The sequence below is a fragment of the Nibrella saemangeumensis genome (assembly GCF_039541915.1).
GTDB lineage: Bacteria > Bacteroidota > Bacteroidia > Cytophagales > Spirosomataceae > Nibrella > Nibrella saemangeumensis.
Genome location: NZ_BAABHD010000030.1, coordinates 260,842 through 281,925 on the forward strand (window position 1 = coordinate 260,842; position 21,084 = coordinate 281,925).

The 21,084-nt window shown below is 38.7% G+C and carries 21 protein-coding genes and 1 pseudogene; 12 read left to right on the plus strand and 10 right to left on the minus strand.

Going from position 1 to position 21,084, the window contains the following annotated elements; all coding sequences use genetic code 11:
- Positions 1-41: 41 nt before the first annotated feature.
- The 12 genes and pseudogenes from ABD949_RS16145 to ABD949_RS30815 all read left to right on the plus strand — a co-directional run bounded on the left by ABD949_RS16145 (position 42) and on the right by ABD949_RS30815 (position 10,650).
- Entirely contained in the window at positions 42-710 is a 669-nt protein-coding gene (locus tag ABD949_RS16145; protein WP_345244885.1) for a sugar transferase, read from the plus strand.
- Positions 711-722: 12 nt separating this feature from the next.
- Complete coding sequence (locus ABD949_RS16150) at positions 723-2,279, plus strand: lipopolysaccharide biosynthesis protein (protein WP_345244886.1); 1,557 nt, start codon at positions 723-725, stop codon at positions 2,277-2,279.
- A 54-nt stretch (positions 2,280-2,333) separates the two neighbouring features.
- Complete coding sequence (locus tag ABD949_RS16155) at positions 2,334-3,293, plus strand: glycosyltransferase family 2 protein (RefSeq protein ID WP_345244887.1); 960 nt, start codon at positions 2,334-2,336, stop codon at positions 3,291-3,293.
- 110 nt (positions 3,294-3,403) lie between these two features.
- Complete coding sequence (locus tag ABD949_RS16160) at positions 3,404-4,402, plus strand: hypothetical protein (protein ID WP_345244888.1); 999 nt, start codon at positions 3,404-3,406, stop codon at positions 4,400-4,402.
- A 6-nt stretch (positions 4,403-4,408) separates the two neighbouring features.
- Positions 4,409-5,371, plus strand: coding sequence for a hypothetical protein (locus ABD949_RS16165; protein ID WP_345244889.1), 963 nt, complete (start codon positions 4,409-4,411; stop codon positions 5,369-5,371).
- A gap of 426 nt (positions 5,372-5,797) precedes the next feature.
- Positions 5,798-5,966, plus strand: a pseudogene (locus ABD949_RS30810) (DapH/DapD/GlmU-related protein); the annotation flags it as partial.
- Between the two features lie 130 nt (positions 5,967-6,096).
- Positions 6,097-6,723 (plus strand): acyltransferase, encoded by a 627-nt coding sequence (locus ABD949_RS16175; RefSeq protein ID WP_345244891.1) that lies wholly within the window; start codon positions 6,097-6,099, stop codon positions 6,721-6,723.
- Positions 6,724-6,736: 13 nt separating this feature from the next.
- On the plus strand, positions 6,737-8,035 hold the full coding sequence (locus tag ABD949_RS16180; RefSeq protein WP_345244892.1) for a hypothetical protein: 1,299 nt from the start codon (positions 6,737-6,739) through the stop codon (positions 8,033-8,035).
- A 23-nt stretch (positions 8,036-8,058) separates the two neighbouring features.
- Positions 8,059-8,907: a glycosyltransferase family 2 protein gene (locus tag ABD949_RS16185; RefSeq protein ID WP_345244893.1), complete on the plus strand. Its 849-nt coding sequence runs from the start codon at positions 8,059-8,061 to the stop codon at positions 8,905-8,907.
- Between the two features lie 561 nt (positions 8,908-9,468).
- On the plus strand, positions 9,469-9,771 hold the full coding sequence (locus ABD949_RS16190) for a transposase (RefSeq protein WP_345244894.1): 303 nt from the start codon (positions 9,469-9,471) through the stop codon (positions 9,769-9,771).
- Entirely contained in the window at positions 9,768-10,385 is a 618-nt protein-coding gene (locus tag ABD949_RS16195; RefSeq protein ID WP_345244914.1) for an IS3 family transposase, read from the plus strand. Before ABD949_RS16190 ends, ABD949_RS16195 begins: the two co-directional genes overlap by 4 nt.
- A 34-nt stretch (positions 10,386-10,419) precedes the next feature.
- The gene (locus ABD949_RS30815) at positions 10,420-10,650 is read left to right on the plus strand and encodes an integrase core domain-containing protein (protein ID WP_425576761.1); all 231 of its coding nucleotides are present in this window, start codon (positions 10,420-10,422) and stop codon (positions 10,648-10,650) included.
- Here the strand turns inward: ABD949_RS30815 and ABD949_RS16200 are convergent.
- The 10 genes from ABD949_RS16200 to ABD949_RS16245 form a co-directional block, all read right to left on the minus strand.
- Positions 10,647-10,997 carry a helix-turn-helix domain-containing protein gene (locus ABD949_RS16200; RefSeq protein WP_345244895.1) on the minus strand — a complete coding sequence of 117 codons (351 nt, stop codon included), beginning with the start codon at positions 10,995-10,997 and terminating at the stop codon, positions 10,647-10,649. The genes ABD949_RS30815 and ABD949_RS16200 overlap by 4 nt on opposite strands.
- Before the next feature lie 53 nt (positions 10,998-11,050).
- Positions 11,051-11,860 (minus strand): ISL3 family transposase, encoded by an 810-nt coding sequence (locus ABD949_RS16205; protein WP_345244896.1) that lies wholly within the window; start codon positions 11,858-11,860, stop codon positions 11,051-11,053.
- Positions 11,861-12,047: 187 nt separating this feature from the next.
- Entirely contained in the window at positions 12,048-12,704 is a 657-nt protein-coding gene (locus ABD949_RS16210) for a class I SAM-dependent methyltransferase (protein WP_345244897.1), read from the minus strand.
- A 93-nt stretch (positions 12,705-12,797) separates the two neighbouring features.
- Positions 12,798-13,967, minus strand: a complete 1,170-nt coding sequence (locus ABD949_RS16215) for a glycosyltransferase family 4 protein (RefSeq protein WP_345244898.1) — start codon at positions 13,965-13,967, stop codon at positions 12,798-12,800.
- Complete coding sequence (locus tag ABD949_RS16220; RefSeq protein ID WP_345244899.1) at positions 13,964-14,911, minus strand: glycosyltransferase; 948 nt, start codon at positions 14,909-14,911, stop codon at positions 13,964-13,966. The genes ABD949_RS16215 and ABD949_RS16220 overlap by 4 nt, the downstream gene beginning before the upstream one ends.
- A gap of 28 nt (positions 14,912-14,939) precedes the next feature.
- Positions 14,940-16,052: a GDP-mannose 4,6-dehydratase gene (gmd, locus tag ABD949_RS16225; RefSeq protein WP_345244900.1), complete on the minus strand. Its 1,113-nt coding sequence runs from the start codon at positions 16,050-16,052 to the stop codon at positions 14,940-14,942.
- 44 nt (positions 16,053-16,096) lie between these two features.
- Positions 16,097-16,885 (minus strand): WecB/TagA/CpsF family glycosyltransferase, encoded by a 789-nt coding sequence (locus ABD949_RS16230; protein WP_345244901.1) that lies wholly within the window; start codon positions 16,883-16,885, stop codon positions 16,097-16,099.
- A 264-nt stretch (positions 16,886-17,149) separates the two neighbouring features.
- On the minus strand, positions 17,150-18,439 hold the full coding sequence (locus ABD949_RS16235) for an ABC transporter ATP-binding protein (protein WP_345244902.1): 1,290 nt from the start codon (positions 18,437-18,439) through the stop codon (positions 17,150-17,152).
- Between the two features lie 10 nt (positions 18,440-18,449).
- Positions 18,450-19,304, minus strand: coding sequence for an ABC transporter permease (locus ABD949_RS16240; protein WP_486348244.1), 855 nt, complete (start codon positions 19,302-19,304; stop codon positions 18,450-18,452).
- Positions 19,305-19,524: 220 nt separating this feature from the next.
- Positions 19,525-20,640: a DUF1972 domain-containing protein gene (locus ABD949_RS16245; protein ID WP_345244903.1), complete on the minus strand. Its 1,116-nt coding sequence runs from the start codon at positions 20,638-20,640 to the stop codon at positions 19,525-19,527.
- Positions 20,641-21,084 lie beyond the last annotated feature (444 nt).

The following is a 21,084-nucleotide window of genomic DNA, read 5'->3' on the forward strand; positions in this document are numbered from 1 at the left end:
GAAATAAGTGTATTGCAAAACTAATATTAAAAGTTTAAGCAATGTTATCTTACATTATAAAGTACCGTGAGGAATTTAATCGGAAGGAGAGTCTCAAAGACGTTAAATTATCCAATGAATTAATCTGGAGTAAGCGGTTGTTTGACGTAATAGTATCAAGCGTAATCACCGTATTTCTTTTGACGTGGATGATACCTCTTTTTGGATTGATAATAAAATTAGACTCGCCTGGCCCAATATTGTATGTTCAACCAAGAACAGGCCACAGAAGGCGAAGATTTAATTGTTTAAAATTTCGAACAATGAAGCACAATCCGAATGCTGAATTTAAACAAGCGACGAAAAACGATGTGAGAGTGACAGACTTCGGAAGTTTTCTAAGACGTACCAATCTAGATGAAATGCCTCAGTTTCTAAATGTTTTGTATGGAGAAATGAGTATAGTAGGACCAAGGCCGCATGCTATACAACATGACCAAGAATTCTGGCAAACAATACCAGATTTTGAACAAAGATACAAAGTAAAACCAGGCATTACAGGAGTAGCACAAGTAAGAGGGCTAAGAGGTGAAACATCAGAATTATTATATATGAAGCATCGAGTTAAATTGGATATCTGGTATATCAATCGACAGTCATTTAAATTAGATTTAAATGTATGTAGATGGACACTAGAAAAAATGTTAAAAGGTGATAATAAAGCTTGGTAAAAAATATTAAGAATGAGCATAGCGAAAAGGGTTTTAACGAATACAGGTATATTATATGCCAGAATGGCAATAACTATATTTATATCGTTATACTCAACAAGGATAATATTAGAAGCCTTAGGTACAGAAGATTATGGAATATATAACCTTATAGGTGGGTTTGTAGCCATGTTAGCTTTTCTAAACTCTGGAATGGCAGTAGCAACTCAAAGGTTTATATCATTTGCACAAGGAAAAAAAGAATTAGAAGATTTGAAGATAATTTTTAACGTTAGTTTAATTCTCCATTTAATAATAGCAGCTTTTCTAATAATCTTTTTAAAAAGTATAAGTAACATTATTTTTTCAAACTTTATTAAAATACCTGAAGAAAGGGTAGATGCTACTAAAATTATTTTTTTTGTATCTATTTTAAATACAGCATTTACAATAATATCAGTTCCATATGAAGCTATAATAAATGCAAGAGAGAATATGTTAGTTTTTGCAATAGTAGGTATAATAGAATCAATTTTAAAACTAATTATAGCGATTTATTTAATGGTATCAACATACGATAAATTAATAATTTATGGAACATTAATGGCAATGATGTCTTTTGTGATAATGATGGTAAAGTTGGTTTATTGCCATATGAATTACCCAGAGTGTAATTTGAACGTAAAAACGTTTTTCAGATTAACAGTTTTCAAAGAAATGGCGGCATTTGCAGGTTGGTCCTTTTTAGGTTCTTCAACAAGCATTATATCAAACTATGGCCAAGGAATAGTAATGAACTTATTTTTTTCACCAAAAGTGAATGCAGCACAAGGAATAGCAAGTCAAGTAAGTGGGCAACTTGGAGTATTTTCAGTGACAATGCTAAAAGCGCTGAATCCTACAATTATGAAAAGCGAAGGTGCTGGAAATAGAAGTTTACTGCACAACGCTACGTATATGGGTTGTAAAATCTCGTTTTTTCTTTTATCATTTATGTTAGTTCCATTCCTAGTTGAAACAGAGTACATTTTAAGAATTTGGTTAAAATCTGTTCCAAATTATGCAGTAATATTTTGCCAATTATTATTAATTAGAAACTTAATTGAGCAACTTTTCATGCCATTAGTATCTAGTATATTTGCAGTGGGTAAAATAAAAATGTTTCAAATCGTAGCTGCAATCATAACGCTTTTACCTCTACCAATAAGCTTTTACTCATATAAATATGGATTCCAAGTATATAGCTTATATATAATTTATATATTTTATTCAATTATAGCATCTTTAAACATCCTATACTTTACAAAAAAGTATTGTGGAATTTCTTTAAATCAATTTGCAAAGGAAATTATAATACGCTGTATAAGTGCGTTGGGAATAATATTTATTTTAGCGATACTGCCGAAATTTTTAATGAATGAAGGTATCATAAGATTATTAGCAGTTCTATTTACAAGTTCAATCTCATCATTAATTATTATTTGGATGATTGGTTTTACGAAAATGGAAAAGGAAAGAATACTGGAGATTGTAAGTAGAATAAAATATGAAGTAAGTCCCAAAATAAAAGGGCTATTAAACTACGTATAAATAAATTTAGAAAAGAAAATTATTTTAATTTTTACGAGCTGAAAATAAAAAGAAATGTTTACAATAGTAATACCGTTATATAACAAGGCACATACAATTAAAGATACTTTAGATAGCGTGCTCTTACAAACTTATGAAAATTACGAAGTAGTTATAGTAGATGATGGATCGACTGATGAAGGAGTGGAAGTAATCAAAAAATATACAAAAGATCAAAGAATAAAGATTATAAACCAAAAGAACTTAGGTGTAAGCGCGGCAAGAAATTTAGGTGTTGAAAAGGCAAAATATGAATATATAGCCTTTTTAGATGGAGATGATGAATGGAAGCCAGAATACCTTAAAATCATGAAAGAGGCAATCTGCGAGTATCCTAAAGCAGGTATGGTTTGCTGTGCGGGATATGGTAAACACAAAGGTGGATCAACAAGTGTAAGAATTGCTAAAAGGTACACTGGAATGATTAAAGAAATAGACTTTTTCCAGAATCCACATGTTTTTTTACATACAAGTGCAACAGTTGTGAAAAAAAAAGAATTTAAAGAAGCAGGTGGCTTTCCTAATGGAATGAAAAGAAATGAGGATTTTGCTTTCTTCTTTACTCTAGCTTTACAAACACCAGTAGTATATTGTGGTATACCTTTGAGTATTTATAATCATGGAGTGAAAGGACAAGCAACAAGTACGGAATCTGAGAAAGTTATATCAGATATAATAGAACGTTTTAATTATGTATATAAGAATTGGTTAAAAAGTAGCCCAATGAATATCTCATGTAAAATATTTATGAAATATGAGATACGGCATTACTTTATAAATGAATTGAGAAAAAACAATTATGAATCATTATACTATTTTTTAAACAATCTACATCCTGGATTATTAGGAATGTTTTCACCTCATGAAATAAATATTTATAAAAGTAAAGGAGCAAGGTACATAGGAATTATTTGCATACTTTTAACAAAATTAAGGTGGCGAATTCGTTTGTATCCGAGAGTTGGAGAAGTTTAGTGAAACTCAACTTCTTTTACCAGATATGGGATAAGAAAGTGAGCTTTTAATGATAAATAAAAGTCAAAAAGTTTTTTAGTAAGAAATATGCATGTAAAGAGCTTCATTGTATGAATGCAAAGAAAACTTTAGAAAAGGTAAAGATAAAATCTTGGCAAAGAATAGTTACTATATCTAGAAGAAAAGGTTACGACCATTTGCTTTATAGATCTTTCTGGCACTATAAGACAAATCCAATTCAAAAGTTAAGTACTGAAAGTAATTACTTCACCTGTATACCGAATAAATACGCAGGAATTGGCCATCAACTCGCCAACTGGATTGCAGGTTACTGGTTTGCTCGTTATTTTAATTTAAATTTTGCCCATACTCCTTTTCCAAACCAAAAGTGGGAGTCTTTTCTTGGTTTTTATGAGAATGAAATTTCTGTTGATTTCTTAGTTAAACAACAAGGATATAGGAGGGTACGTATCCCATTATTTGATGAGAATAGATTTAGCCAAATTGAATTAATAAAGAAAATTATAAGTTCTTATAGTGACCAGAAAGTTGTGTTTATTGCAGAACAAGATCAATTTTATCATAATCAATATGGAGTTATTTTCGATTTACAAAAGAAGTTCTACAACTCAGAAGCCAGAAAACAAGATAAATTAATATACTCTAAAGATAACTTTAATATTGCAATTCATATACGAAGGGGAGATATTGCTATTGGTCAAGAAAACCTAAATGATAATCTTACCATGAGATGGTTGGACAATAAGTATTATCACAATGTACTACTCAATGCATTAAAAATAATACCCAAAGATAAACTAGTAAGTGTTTACTTATTTTCACAAGGTAAAGAAGATGAGTTTAGTTCTTTTAAAGAATTTGGCAACGTCCATCTCTGCTTAAACATGAATGATCAACAGTCCTTTCTACATATGATTTATGCAGATCTATTGATAACGAGCCGGAGTTCCTTCTCGTATAAACCTGCTTTGCTGAATAGAAGTATTAAAATTTGTCCTATAACCTTTTGGCATGGTTATCCGAATACTAAAGATTGGGTTTTGGCAGAAGAGGATGGAAGTTTTAGCCTTTGCATTAACAAGCAATAGAATTTTATGGACCAAATATCAATAAAAGTATTAAAGTCCTTAAGGGGGATATATTCTAAATTCAGCCATAATTCCGTTAAAAGTGGAAGAAATTGGCATATGTTCTCAAATAAATTTTATTCAAATGAGCTTATTTTCCAAAGATTGATGAGCAAAGAACCATGTATGATTGGTAGGATTGGAGCTACAGAAATGCTATGTCTAGTAAATTATTTGGGAGTAATGCAAAATAATAAAAAATGGATAGACTTTGTTAAGACTAATTCACTGCCATGGTGGTGGGAGGATTCAACACTTAAGCAAATGGAGAAGTGGAGTGGCTTTTTTCCCGCTCAAAAAAATAAAATTGAGGAATTTTGTAAGTTAATGCTAGATGACCTTCAAGAAGTTGATATTTTAGGCTCTTGGTTAAATCAAGAAGTTTATTTAGAAGATAGACTTATAAATGCAAAGAAGGTAGTCTTAGAGGATCTTGAGCCTTTTTTTGCACCTAACCCTTGGACAAAGGCTTTAGAAGGTAAAAACGTTTTAGTAGTCCACCCCTTTTCAGAAACTATAAAGCTACAATACGAAAAGAGAGAGTTCCTATTTTCTAATCAATTATTACCAGAATTTAACTTAAGCACTGTTAAAGCTGTTCAAAGTATTGCGGGTGAAAGTACAGAATTTGAGGATTGGTTTGATGCGTTGAAGTGGATGAAGTTTCAAATTGATAATATAAATTATGACATCTGTATAATTGGATGCGGAGCATATGGCTTTCCTTTAGCGGCTCACGTAAAGCGTATGGGAAAAAAAGCGGTACATCTTGCAGGTGCAACTCAACTTCTTTTTGGAATAAAAGGAAAGCGTTGGGAAAAATTTATTGTTTGGCCATATGTCAATTTGTTTAACGAGCATTGGGTTCGCCCTGGTGAGAATGAAAAACCTCAAAACGCCAATATTGTTGAAGGCGCATGTTACTGGTAGATATAAAAGAGAACAATGAAAAAGCTATTAACAAGGATCACATATGCACCTTTAGGACTCATTAAAGCTATATTATTTAAAGCAAATGATATGGCCCGCGATTATGAAAATAGGCGCCGTTTTCCATTTGCCATCATAGATCCTAATTGTTGCTTTTCATCAGAAACAACAGTTGGAATTCATTCTCATATTCTATCAGGAGCTTGTATCAACAATAGTAAGGTTGGTTGTTACTCGTATATTAGCAGAAATACCTTAATCCAAAATACAACTATTGGAAACTATTGCTCCATCTCTAATGACGTGATAATTGGCCTTGGTGCACATCCTTTAAGTTTGTTTTCTACTTCTCCTGTTTTCTATAAAGTAAAGAACACTTTAAAGGTAGAAGTAATTGAAAAAAATATAAACTTTCATGAATATAAAGACATCTTTATAGGAAGTGACGTGTGGATTGGTGCACGGGCTATAGTTATGGATGGTGTAAAGATTAACCATGGAGCCGTTATAGCTGCTGGAGCAGTTGTTACCAAAGATGTTCCTGCTTATTCAATCGTAGGTGGAGTGCCTGCTAAGGTTATTAAATATAGATTTCCAGAAGAAGTACGCAATGCTCTTTTGGAAACAGAGTGGTGGACAAAAAAGGCTGAAGATGTAGAAAAAGAAAAAGAAATTTTACTAGCAATTTGCAAAGGCAAGGCTCCTTTTATAAACGACATAATCTAATGCGAAGAATAATATTTGTCTACTTTTTCAAATTTTGTCGTAATTATTTTCGTAGAATTACAAACGTAATTGACTACCTTCTTTGTTATATTGTTTTCTATGGCCAAAATATTAAATTTCAAGATTTTAAAACTAAAGGGCTTCCATTCGTATCTATCGCTTTAGGTGGCCATTGTGAAATTGGCAGTGGATTCAAAATGAATAATGGTTTGATTAATAATCCTATTGGTAGTTCAAATCGTTGCATTTTGTTTGTTGATAAAGGAGCAAAATTAAAGATTGGTAATAATGTAGGTATTAGCCAAACTTCTATTATATGCCATCATCACATAACTTTAGGTAACTTCGTTAAAGTTGGTGGTGGCGTTCGTATATTCGATACTGATTTCCATGCAATCTCTCCAACGATTCGAAAAGATTCAAAGCTTGATCATCATTATAAATCTAATCGCGCTGTCTTCATTAAAGACAATGTCTTCATTGGTGCGTTCTCAACGATTCTTAAAGGTGTTACAATTGGGGAAAATTCTATTGTAGGTGCTTGCTCAGTTGTAACTAAGGATATACCAGATAATGAGGTTTGGGCAGGAAATCCAGCAAAAAGGATTAAAAGTTTAACACCTTAATAATTTCTAGGCTATGAGTTTATTAAGAATTTTATCATTTTTTATATTGCTAATTTCGATTTATTCAATTAACCAATGGTCAAAATATCCTATAGGGAATACTTCATTTTGGTGGATATTGGACGCAATAATTTTATTTATTTTTATTAAAATAAAGAATCCTATATTTGGAAATAAAAAAAGAAAAAATGTCTTCACAATAAAGTTATACCTTTTTTGGATTTCTATATGCCTTATTAGAGGTCTTTTCGTTGCTGAAAATTATTGGGAGTGGAAAAACCTTATTGGAATGGGAATGGTTCTTTTGCTGCCTTTAGCAGTCAATATGTCTAGTAATGAAAGAATTATTCAAACTATCTTAGCAACTTGGGTAAAATTCGCTTTACCAAGTTTTTTCTTGTTTTTACCTTTTTTTATTTATGGAGACGCTATAGGCCGTTATTTAGTGCCAATTAGCTTTTTGCTTTTATTTTTTCCTGTTATTCAAAACAAATGGAAAATTCTTATTATATCTTTTAGTTTGTTTGTTTTGTTAAGTGATTTGGCAGCTAGAAGTAATATAATCAAATTTATTGTTCCATTTATTTTTTCAGTTTTGTATTACTTTCGGCTATTTTTATCGGTTAAATTTTTTGAACTTATTCGGTTACTTTTATGTCTTTTACCGATATGCCTTTTTTATACAGGAATAACAGGAATCTTTAATGTTTTCAAAATAGACGAGTATATAGGTGAGGAGTTTACTACTACATCTATTGAAGTTGGCGAAAAAGTAGAACAAAACCTTAAAGTTGATACTCGTACTTTTCTTTATATCGAAGTTTTAAGTTCCGCTCTAAAAAACGATTACTATTGGTTTGGTAGAACCCCTGCCCGTGGGAATGAATCAGCTTCTTTTGGTTCTATTGCATTGGAAGAGTTAAAAACTGGCAAGATGGAGCGATTCTCTAATGAAGTTTCTATTTTAAATATTTTTACTTGGACTGGAGTAATTGGCGTGGTACTCTACTTTTTTATTTTTTATCACTCTTCTTATCTAGCAATTAATAAATCTAATAATTTCATCATTAAAATTATTGGGCTTTGTGTTACATTTCGCTGGGCTTATGCGTGGGTCGAAGATTTCAGTTTATTCGACCTTTCTAATATTTTTCTTTGGATTATGATAGGCATGTGCTATTCAGTACGCTTTAGGGCAATGTCAGATAATGATATTACTATTTGGATAAGAGGTGTTTTTGATAAACGTTATCACTTTATCCCTAAAATAGATTACGACAAATCCGTACGTAACAATGCACCTTTATATTAATCACGATTATAATACTTTATTTTATGCCTTTTGCAATTGCCGTTCTAATAACTTGTCATAATAGAAAGGAAAAAACACTTTTATGTCTTCAACAGCTCTTTAAGCAAATCATTTTGATCAAAGAGTTCTCTTTCGACGTTTATTTAGTTGATGATGCTAGCAGCGATGGAACAACTGAAGCAGTAAACTTAATTTTTCCAAATGTTATAGTTATAAAAGGAAATGGTAATCTTTTTTGGAATAGAGGTATGCATTTAGCTTGGTCTTATGCAAGTAACTTAAAAGATTATGATTTTTTTTTATGGTTGAATGATGATTCATTTTTAGAGCCATTCGCAATGCAAGAGCTTCTTGAATGCGAGAACTTTAAATCTCAATTTGTGATCGTCTGCGGTGCGCTTTGTTCAGCTGTAGATGGAACATTTTCATATGGTGGAAGATCTTCTGTTGGTGATAATATTGTTCCTAATGGTTCTTTTCAAAATTGTTCTTTTATTAACGGTAACTGTGTTCTTATAAGTAAAAGAGTATTCCATTTAGTTGGCAATTTAGATCCCTTTTACCCACACGCTATTGGAGACATTGATTATGGACTAAGAGCTCTTAAACTTGGAGTGAAAATTATTACTACTCGTAAATACATTGGATTTTGTGAGCGTAATACATCATCGCCGAAATGGTGTTCTCCTAAACTAAATCTATATGAAAGGTTAAAGATTCTTTATTCTCCTCTTGGCTATAGCCATCCCTTTTTCTTTTTTAGATTTGAATTAAAACATTTTGGTCTTTTCATAGCTCTTAAGCATTTTTTTACAATTCATTTGCGTATGTTTTCTCCAAATCTTTGGAGAACCCTAAAAAACCTTACCTGATTATAAATTGTGTATTTCGGAGATGCTGGTTCTGATTCACTTTCGGTGAGTAGTGCAATTTCGGCATAGTACCCGTCGGCGTAACAGGTCGAAACCTGCTCGTCCGTACATCTGCCATTTCACGGTTACAAGCGGTTCACCTGACCTTCTGTTTGCCCGTTATTCCTGGTCGTATAAACGCCTGCTCAACAGCCGCATAATCCTGCCGAAGACCCCGCACAAACCATGCCTAAGCCGACACTTGTTCAGCCGCATCATACCACCTAGCTAACCCATCCGCCGACTTTAGCTTTATCAATTGCCGAAATTGCTCACTTAATTCATGCACCTGGCTAATCGATTCGTGCTGCTCTAATAAGTGAGTCAGAAAAGCGTGTTCGTCAGCTGACCAGTTTTCCGGTACTTGGTTCAGTAATCGACTGATTCGACGACTGCTGTAACTGCTGGCTTTGCGGGCGGGTGGCGATACAGGTTCTGGCTCTAACCGAGGATTGGTTGAACTTGCTACATTTGACTGGAGACTTTTTTTGAGCAGATTTGGGGGCAAACTTCAATTTGACCATGGTTAAACGACGTGCATATGACGAAGCCTTCAAGGAAATGGCTGTCGAGTTATCGTATGCCAAAGACTCCATTCAAGAGGCCGCTCGCGAATTGGGCATTGATCCGGGGCGAATCAGAAAGTGGAGGCAGCGGCACAAAAAAAATGATCCGACTCTGCCGGCCACTACCTCATTTACGGACGAGCAGCAACAGATCAGAAGGTTGCAACGGGAGCTTCGAGAAGCACAACTGGAGCGCGATATACTAAAAAAGGCAGTCAGGATCTTCTCCAGGGGCGACGGGAAATATTCCGATTTATAAAGGAAAACGCTAAGCTATTTCCCGTTGAGAAGATGTGTAAGGTACTGAATGTAAGCAGCAGTGGTTATTACTATTGGCGCAAGAATCCCGTAGGGGCCAGACAGCAGAGTCAGAATCAATTGGTGAACCACATCCGACGAGTGCATACCAAAAGCAAATCTCGCTACGGCAGCCCCCGGATTGCGGATGAGCTCCGCGAGCAGGGGGTGAAAGCCTCCCGTAACCGCATAGCCAGACTCATGCGGAAGGTAGGTATTCGCAGCATCATGTATAAAAAGTACCGGGTGCAGACCACTGAGTCAAATCATGACTACCCAATAGCTAAAAACCTACTGAACAGAGAGTTCACGGCCGATAAGCCAGGACAAAAGTGGGTGTCAGACATTACTTATATTGCTACGGGTCAGGGTTGGCTTTACCTGACTGCGATTTTAGATCTGGCCGACCGAAAAGTGGTTGGTTGGGCCCTAAGTGATAGTCTCAAAGCGGTAGACACAAGTGTGGCAGCTTGGCGTATGGCTCTCACAAACAGAGCGATAGACGGTCGGCTTATATTTCACTGCGCCGGCAGCCCGGTCAGACCGAGGTATTCAATACGCCTGTACGGAATTTAAGGATGAACTAAAAAACTTACCGGTTGAGCAAAGTATGAGCCGCAAAGGAAACTGCTGGGATAACGCAGTAGCCGAGAGCTTTTTCAAGACACTCAAGTGTGAGATGGTAAACTATACTTATTTTGCGACGCGGGCAGCAGCTCGGTTGGCCACCTTTGAGTATATCGAGGGTTGGTACAACCGCCGACGGAAACATTCGGTGCTGAATTACCGGACGCCCAGTCAACAGGAGTCTTATTTTTACACTTCCTCAATGGCTGCCTAAAAAATCTCCACTATACTGTTGCAAGTCCAGGTCGATAGAAAATTAGCCAAGATCGTATAGCTACCATTATAGCCAAAGGCTTTGATCTCCGTTAACTGTTCTTTCACATTGGTTGGGCCCTCCAGCCATCGACTGTGCAGATAGCCCTCATAGAGGAACAGGTTCGAGCGTTTTGTCGTTGGACGGGGCATAAAGCTATCCTGCTGCCAATAGCGTTTGACCGTATTGCGGGAGATGCCCAGATGCCGGGCAATCGCCCGTATGCCATGGCCTTCTGCCTGAAGCTGTTTGACTTTATGATACCTTCCATAAGGCTTGGAGGCTGGATCTACTCGGCATGTCGTCATGAGTTTTGACAAGTCATGGTGCCAGGTCAGTGAGGGCGGTAGCTGCTTTTCAGTCAGTGGCAGGTCTGGCCTAGGCGTATCAAGTGTTGGCAGAGTTGCCAGGATTGACTGGTTGATGTTCTCTCCTGGGTGTCCAGAAAGCGTTCCATCACTTCGGAAAGGTTAGCCAACAAATGCCAGCGGTCGGCTACCTGAACAGCTTGGGGGCAAGCAGTGGTAATAGCATTGGCATATACACTCGAACGATCTCGTGTGATTAACTCAATGCCCGGATGAAGGCCAAGCCAATCTTCCAGAGTCTTGCCTTCCCGGTTTGGTAAGACATCGATCGGTTGATGCCGATCCAAATCGATTAGAATGGCGCCGTAGCGTCGCCCTTTTCTAAAGGCAAAAGTATCCACCCCCACGCGCTTCGGCATGTGCTGAGTTTGGACAACCGTTTTATGGCTGATCCTCAATAAGGTAGAGTAGTTAACTGGCTGACTCGTTAGGGCACAGAGTCGGGCAGCCGGCCGAGCACCGGTTTGCAAGGCAATGGCCTGCAATGGCTGCTCGGCTCGGTTTAGCCGACGATCATAAGGACAGAAGTAGGCCGGTGCGGTCTGGGCGAAAATCTTACGGGTGCAGTTGCTATTGCGACAGAAGAACTTTCGCAGATGAACTCGCAGGGAAACGGCTTTACCGCAGATAGGCAAGTCAGTTAGGGTTCGCTGGTAGAAGCTGTGTACCTGGTTAGCGGGAGTCTGGCATGCCGGACAGCAGCCTACGTTCTGAGTGGCTATCAGGCCAATCTGGATAGTACTTTCACCGATGTGCTGGTCGGTGAATTGAAAGTGATCAGGCAGAAGCAGAGACAAGTCCATGCCTCGAACTTGGGAAAATATCACCTTTTCACCGAGAGTGAATCAGAACCAGTTTACTCCGAAATACTCAGATGTATTAGCAAAGTACTTGCTTCCACCAAGAAGTGGTTACGGCTTAAGGGGGCAGGTCACAAAGTATAAGATTCCATCAGGAAGTGGTCACTGCTTAGGGGAGCAGGACAAGACACTATGTCTTGATAGCCACAACTCTACTTTGAGCTAGACTTGAAGCGGTTAAATATCCATAAATCTTACAAAAAGTATTAAAAACCGGTTTCCCAAACTTTGCTATTAACCTATACTTTGGTGGCCACCTATGAAATAAAGATTTTGACTCCAGCACATTATATCCCGCAGATTCAAACAAATTACCTAAACACATTGGACTCCAAGTATACAAATGGTGATTTAGGTCTTTAGCTTTATATTTATGATATACTCCTTCTGAGGGTACGACAAATATTATTTTACCACCTGGCTTTAACTTTTGCCTTAAAGCTATTAATTCATCTAATGGGCGTGATGTATGCTCAAGTACATGATTTGAAATTATAATATCTGCCCATTCATCTGGTACGTCTTCGTAAGACCCAATTATTTTTATTCCGTTTAGTTTAGCCACTTGACGTGCCGATTCATTTACTTCAATTCCTATCTTTGCACCGCAATTAAGTTGCTTTAATAAATATCCTCCTCCACATCCAAAGTCTATAACTTTATCAGTTGAAGTTATATACTTTTGAAATTTATCTTTGTTAGCCCACCCTCCAAATTCTCCTATCTTCCGCTGGTACCTAAAATAATCTTCATTATAAACCTTTTGGGTTTGTTCAAGTGTTTTCATGGTCTTTTCTTTTTAACTTCTTGATAATGCTAGCCAATAGGAAATAAAGCAACTGTTAATTTTTAATAGTTAAGTTTTCTTGCCATTCTCAATTTACTTCCTTCTGATTACCTCCTTGTAAACTTTCAATTGAGTTTGCAATACTGCTTCTTCTGTATAGTTTTCTATATACAAAGCCCTTGATAGATTAAATTTATTTAAGTTCTTTTCTGTTTCTTGAACTTCTTTAACTTTTTCAATTAATGATTGAGAGTCATTTGTCTTAAATTTATAACCACTTTCATTTACAATTAAGTTTAAATTTGGAGAATCCGAATGAATAACTACAGTGCCTGTTGAAAAAGCTTCCAATATTATTGTTGGTAACCCTTCATAACATATTGATGGAACGATCACTGCACTACTCTTTTTAAGTTCGTTTACAACAACTTCTTTTGGCTGTTGACCTAAATATTTAATATTGTTATTATTTAGAACGGCATTTTCTACATCTAGCCTTAAAGGTCCATCACCAATTATTTTTATTGTAAAATTATATTCTTTTGCTGCTTGTATCAAAGTTCTTATACCTTTTTCTTGGGATAACCTCCCTACGTACAGAAAAAAATTTTCTCGGCTATTTTGTTCATTATACCCATAATCTGGTACCGCATTTGGCTTTACAACTATTTGGCTTGGCAATAAGCGTAATGATGAATTTAAAATTTTCTCCCTTGCAAAGTTTGTTAATACAATAAACTTATCTATTCTTTTCCAAGTTCCTATTAATTTATGAATAGCTACTGTTGCGGTTAACTGAGCAGTCTGAAGTCTTGACTCTCGAAAACATTTGTTTCGGATCCCGTCAAATGGTAATATTTTGTTTGTGCATTTCTCACATGGTATTTCACCTGAACGCATTAGCATTCCACTTGAGCATACTAGCCGGTAATTGTGAAGTGTCATTACTACCGGTATGCCACAATCCTTTATAGTCTTTATGATTGCGGGTGATGCTGTGTAGAATAAATTGTGAATATGAACAATATTAGGTTTAAAATTTTCTAATACATCTTTTAGTATTTTTATAGATTGTACATTATAAATTGTTGTGTATCCAATTTTTAATTTATTTATAATAGTTCCTTTATCAAACCCGTTATTATTGAATAATAAGCATTCGACTGTAATTCCATACTCCCGCAACATAGCTACTTCTTGCTCAAAAACCACATCTTCTCCTCCAGAATTTTGATAGTAGTTATGGATAAAAAGCACTCTCATCTCGTTGTATTTAGAAAATAGTTACTCTTTGAACGTACACCTATATAGGTTTTTAAGCGGTTAATTAACCTTATTTTAAAACTAAACTGCTTCTGTACTTGCTTTAAATAATAATTTTTAAGGATTGGATCTAATGGTAAGTTAAATTCCCGTTCAAGTCCTTTATCTAGTATTGTCTGGTATCTATTAAAGACTTTTGTGTGAGTAGCTTCATCAGAAAAACCAATATTTTGTACTTTTGATATTGTAGGATACAATGTTAAACCTCCAAATTTATATTGACTGTAGCACCAGCGAATTGCCCACGAATTAATTTCACCATTTTGTTGTCTTTGCAACATACTTGCTAAGTCCGCACCACCTTGGTTAAAAGCTTTGCGATGCTCTGGTGTGCTCATGAACATTTTGTAATCTACCACGTCCCAATCAGCTTTCTTCCAACGATCGGCCCATGTAGCCCAGCCCCACGACCCTGTTCTCGGAAACAAATATACATCAAAAGGATAATCATGAGGACGCTTTATTGGAAAAGTGTACCCTGCAATTGAGAAAACCATAGTGTTACTTTCATATTGATTTAAACTATGGTTCATGTAGTCGAGAAAGTTAGGACTTGTTTGTAAATCATCTTCTAATACGATTACATTTGAATATTTTAACAATACTTGTGATACTCCAGTAATCACGGACTCAGCTAGCCCATGATTACATTCAGCATAATACCGATGAACTTGCTTAAAGCCAGACATATTATTAATAATCCTTCGGACCTTTTCAACTTTTGGTATGTCGTCCAGTTTACGGGGGCCATCTGAGAACACATGAATTTCACTTTCGTTTGCAAGATAATTAGCTTGGAGCGCTTCAATAGTTTGCTTAAGCTCATTAGCTCTGTTGTAAGCAAAAAGAACAATCGGTGCTAAAGTAGAAATCTTGGCACTCATTTTCATGAAACGTTACAGGTAGCTTGGGCTATTCAAAATAGTTAAGAATCTGATGGCCACTTTCAGCTAGTAACTGGTCTCGGCGAAACAGATCGATATCGGCTAACATCATATCTTTGACCAAAGCCGGTAGATCGTACTTCGGTTTCCAGCCTAATCTAGTCATAGCTTTGGTCGGGTCGCCCAGCAAGAGATCTACTTCCGTTGGACGGAAGTAACGAGGATCAATGCATAACACCTCTTTGCCAAATTCAATTGGGAAGTCAGGATTAATTGCGTTTACTACAAAAGCGCGCTCCGCTACACCTTCGCCCTCAAACGCCAACTCAACACCAATTTCTGCAAATGCCATCCGAACAAAGTCACGGACACTGGTGGTTATTCCGGTCGCTATTACAAAATCCTCGGCCTGCTCCTGTTGCAGTATCAGCCACATGGCTTCTACATAGTCTTTGGCATGACCCCAGTCGCGCAGCGAGTCCAGGTTTCCCAAGTAAACTTTATCCTGCAGACCCAGACCAATCCGGGCTACGGCACGGGTGATTTTGCGGGTCACGAAGGTTTCGCCCCGCAGCGGAGACTCATGGTTGAAGAGGATACCGTTGCAGGCGTACATATTGTAAGCCTCCCGGTAGTTGACCGTTATCCAATAGCCGTACAGTTTGGCCACTGCATAGGGCGAGCGGGGGTAAAAAGGCGTCGTTTCCGACTGCGCATGCCCCTGCACCCCTCCATACAACTCAGAGGTAGAGGCCTGGTAGATGCGTGTCTTGTGGGTTAAGCCCAGCAGCCGCACCGCTTCCAGAATGCGAAGTGTACCGATGCCATCGACCTGGGCCGTGTATTCCGGTTCATCGAAGCTGACGCGTACATGGGACATAGCACCCAGGTTGTATATTTCATCAGGCTGTACTTCCTGGATAATCCGGATGATGTTGGTAGAGTCGGCCAGATCGCCGTAATGCAGTTTAAAGCGTACTTTTGCTTCGTGGGGATCTTCGTAGAGATGATCGATGCGTTGGGTGTTGAATAAAGAAGTTCGGCGCTTGATACCGTGAACCTCATAGCCTTTTTCCAGCAGCAGTTCGGCCAGATAGGCACCATCCTGACCGGTAATGCCGGTGATGAGGGCTTTTTTCATTTTATTAAGTACAAGTAAATAGTAACTATACGCAAATGATAAATTTACCGGCGGGTCACCGCCTGGCGCAGAAAAAATAATATATAGAGCGTGTTACCAATAGCATAGCGTTTAAACAAACGCCTGGGCTCCTGACCGAGCCGGTAAAGCCATTCGAAACCAGCCCGCTGCATCCACCCGGGGGCACGGCTTACTTCGCCCGCCAACACCGGCAACGCGCCACCAATGCCTAACATAATAGCGGGAATGCGATTACGTACCTGCATCATCCATTTCTCCTGCTTGGGACAGCCCAGCGCAACCAGTACGAGTCTGGCCCCTGACCCCACAATCTGTTCTACAACTTCATCTTCTTCCTGGGCAGAGAGGTCACGAAAGGGGGGAGACAACGTGCCGACGATGCGTAAACCAGGAAACAGCTGTTGGCAGGCAGCGGCAGTTCGTTCGAGTACATCTGATGTAGATCCGTAGAAAAACACCGGAACATCTTCCTGAGCTGCCTGCCGGAGGAGATTCGGTAAAAAGCTCATGCCACAAATCCGGTCCTGCTGCTGTTTATATAATGCTTTCAACGCCCAGACCAGAGGCATTCCGTCGGCAACTACCCAATCAGCGCCATTAACAGCTCGGGCATAGTCAGCATTCCGGGCCGCTTCAACGGTCATATGGGCATTGGCAAAACAGACAACGCCCGAGTCGCCCCGGTGAGCCGCACCAATAACGGTTTGCTGGAAACTAGTATAAGAAGTAATAGCGATATTTAAGGAGATAACTTTCAGCCTGCGGCTTTCGACTGTAAAATCCGGCCGGACGAGGGGAGTAGAAACATCCATAAAAAGTTACGTAGATACGGTAAAGAGCTTATTGGAATACTTTGATGACGTTAAGTATATTGATTCTCTTATAGGAGGAGTATAAAGATATAGAATGAGTAGACTACAGTAAAATTAAAAAGTATAAATTTCGACGAATTCCGTTACAATTATGTAAAATCCTGCTTATATACAATTAATACACTTTAGAGACTTACGCTACATTAAAATATGCACATTTATGGAAAATAATTGACACATGAGAAGTATTCTGGTAATATATTGTTAGATCATTAGCTTGTTTTTAGCCAGTTGCACCAATTTTACAGGAAAGTCAGGTCGAACGGTTCCCAGCCATTTTTCAGGAAAGACTTTGGCCTGATCCCGGTAATCTTCTACGGTAAAACAAACACAGGCCCGCTGAGAGAACAGGGGTGCCCAATTCTCCTGGTAAATCGTCAGGGAAATATAATAAGAAGCGTTATTCAGAAAATGACCCGGTATATGGAACTCACCCTGCAGAATGCCCTGCTGGTAATCTCCATGCGGAGACATCACCTCTAAGACACACTCTTCATTATAATTAAACAAGCGTAGCCCAACTACCAACCGGAGGCTACCTTGCAGAGCCCAAAGCTGAAACGTAAAGGTTAAAGGCGTACGTATATCAATCGGCACAGCCGGATCAACCACGTCGGGAATCAGGTAGCAGGATTTAAGCCTGACAGATTCATTACCGGGAGCCTCATCGGGCCGGGTCCAGGCCTGATGATGATAATTCAGCTGCGGGGAGCCTATGTACTGGCTAACGACATCCTGAATGGGACCAATCGCCTTTACCGCGCCATGATCCAGCCATAACGCATGATGGCATAAGCGGCTAACAGCCTGTATGTCGTGGCTGACAAATAAGATGGTTCGGCCTTCCTGATGGGAAAATTCCTGCATCTTAACCATGCATTTTTTCTGAAACTCGGCATCGCCAACGGCCAGTACTTCGTCGGCAATCATAATGTCTGCATCCAGATGAACCGCAATGGCAAAGGCCAGCCGGACGTACATACCGGATGAATAACGCTTAACAGGGGTATCGATAAACGGCTCAATACCCGAAAAGGTCACGATCTCATCGAAACGCTGGTTGATTTCACGGCGGCTCATCCCCAGGATGTACCCACTCAGGTACATATTCTCCCGGCCGGTAAGTTCCTGGTGAAAACCGGCTCCCACTTCCAGGAGGCTGCTCACCTTGCCCTTACCGCGTACCACCCCCTGCGTAGGCCTGATGATGCGGGAAATAATCTTTAACAGTGTTGATTTGCCCGAGCCGTTATGCCCAATGATACCCCAGACGTCGCCCTGACGCACATCAAAGCTTACCTGCTTTAAAGCCCAAATGGACGATTGATCCGGTGCATCAGCCGGCATACCACCGCTCTTAAAGAATGGAGAGTCTTTCTTTCTGACTTTTGTGTTCCACCACCCCTGAACATCCTGGCGTAACGACCCGGTACCTATAGTACCCAATCGGTATAGCTTGGAGACCTCTTCAACCTGAATGACTATGTTAGACATAACACACGCGCTAAACTACATCCATTAGCTTCTCCTTCTGGTTGTTAAAAAGAAGCATACCCGCCAATAGTAAGATACCTGATCCACCGATACTACCTGCCAGCTGCATAGCGGTGAAATCTCCCTCCCCAAACAAACCATAGCGAAAGGCTTCGAACATTGGTGTTAACGGATTAGTATAGATCATCCAGCGGTCCTGTTCGGGTATAACCGAAATGGGGTAAAGAACCGGCGTAACAAACATCAGCATCCGTACACCCAGGCTGACAATATTAGCCAGATCCCGGTACTTAGCGGTCAATACCGCAAACAGCAGACCTGTTGCCAGACTCAGCCCTGTAATACCAAATAGAGACAGTAACACCAGTCCTGCATTAATCTGCACGGGGACTTGCCGAAAAAGCTTAAAGTAAAGAACCATTAGTCCTAATAAGCCTAATTGGATCAGCATCCGGATAAACTGGCCGGCCACTAAAGAGAGCGGTACTACCAGGCGGGGGAAGTAAACTTTACTGAATACCTGAGAATTGTGAATAAATGTGGAGGAAACCCAGATAAAGCTATCGCTAAAGAAATTCCACAGGATAATACCCGAAAAGTAAAACAAGATTGGCGGAATTGACCCGGTAGAAACCCCAACGAGTTTACTAAAAACAAGCAAATAGACTAGCAGTGTAACTATTGGCTGTAAGAGTACCCAGAGAGGGCCTAATATGGTCTGTTGGTAACTCACCAGGAAATCACGGCGTACCAGACGGAATAGTAGGTTACGATAGGCCCAGAGTTCAGCGAGATCTAAATTCCACCATTTTGTACGGTGGTCAACTTCCCAATCCCAGCTTTCTGACTTTATTTCAGTAGACATCAAAAACCAGCGAAAAACCTAATAAAGGTAGAAATTACCGGCTTTACTTCAAAACCGATGAGGTCTCTGGCTTATTGATGCATGTAAGTCAGGTTTGGAAAGGTAGCATTCAATGCACACCTCTATCAAAAGCAGCATTCCTGATATAGGGCACTACAGAATAGAGAAAACCAATGGCCGCTAAAAACGGTATCACTAGCTCTTTACACGCTGGAAGACGCTAATTAGCCGTTACTTTTGAGGCATATATATCCTCGAAATGGGCAGCATATTGATCAACAATTCTGTCCCATCTATAGAGTTCTTCAATCTTTTGTCTGTTTTTAGCTATAAAACCATGATACTGCTCTGTTGACTTATTAACATGTTGTAGATGCTGAGCTATTTGAGTATCTATGGTGAAATAAAGGGCTTCATCGCCAAGTATATACCTATTAAAGGGATTATCATTGGCGCATATAAGGCTGCTGGAGGCCATTGCTTCTAACAGGGATGGATTAGTTCCGCCAACAGTATGGCCATGAAAATACAGGTTAGAGAAGTGCCTCAGGTTGTTGAGCGTTCGTAAACTATAAATTCCCCCCACAAATCTGATATACGGATAATCTGCAAACTTCTCTTTTAGGTAAGCACCATACTTTGTTTCGTGTTTCCCTACTACAAGAAAGGGATTAGTTACTGCTGAGGCCACCACACCTTTGAGTATGGTATCAATGCTATTCTCCGGCTCCAGCCTGGCTATCAGCATATTATACTCGTAAGGTTTGAGGCCATAAGGTTGTAATTCGCTAAGGTCCGGATCTTCAAATAGATTAGCGCCATAGGGAATATAAACGGAATCTGATTTGTACTTGTCTTTTAGATAATCCTGAATGCCCAAAGAGTCTGCTATAAGATAGTTGCTGTACTTTACCGCCAACCTCTCTGCTTGCTTCAAGAACTGCTGAACCGGCCTAGAGAATTTAGTACGTTTCCATTCTAAGCCGTCCATATTAGTAGTTAGTATAAATTTTTCAGGAACCAGGTTCCCCCATACCGAGCTACTTGTATATCCAAGTTGTAAGATTATATCATAGTCCCTTTTTCGGATGTCCATGATACAGTTAAAATCATAAAAGAATTGCCCCACTGTACCCATTTTGCCTTCAGGATCCCGGGCATGCACAATTTTCACGCCGTTCCATTCCTTCTCCTGATAAGGATGCGTGTGAGAATTGTAGACTGTAACCTCATAGCCCTTTTGGATAAGTCCAAGAGCAAGGTATTCCGCAGCTTGTTCAAAGCCACCATAGTTATTAGGTATTCCTCTTGTTCCAATTATTGCGAGCTTGATCATACGATAATGTATACTGCTGCTAAACTATATGGCAGATAGTTATAAACTTGTCGAATCTAAGTATAAATGTAAATAACAATAAGAATGGAAATTCTACTCATAAGAAAACTTTACAATATGGACAATCATTTAGTGTAGCATATGCCTTTTCGTATTCTATTATTTCTTTAAATCATTTTATTGTATATTTCTCATGATCATTCTTTTCTCCCCTCAGAGAGCGCATGCTTTTAAGAAGTAAATCCAGGTTCATATCAGAGCAGGGTGTTATTGTGGTTAAAAGGAAATGGTGGGACACCCTGCTGGTGTAATGGCTTAAGCAACAGATAAGCAACAGATCACCACAGGTTATGAGCATACCCGGTCCGCCTGTGCGTAAAAAGTTCGCAAGCCTTGCTGCTTTAGACTAACTGTGCACTAGTGTTAAACCGAATGCGAAGTTGT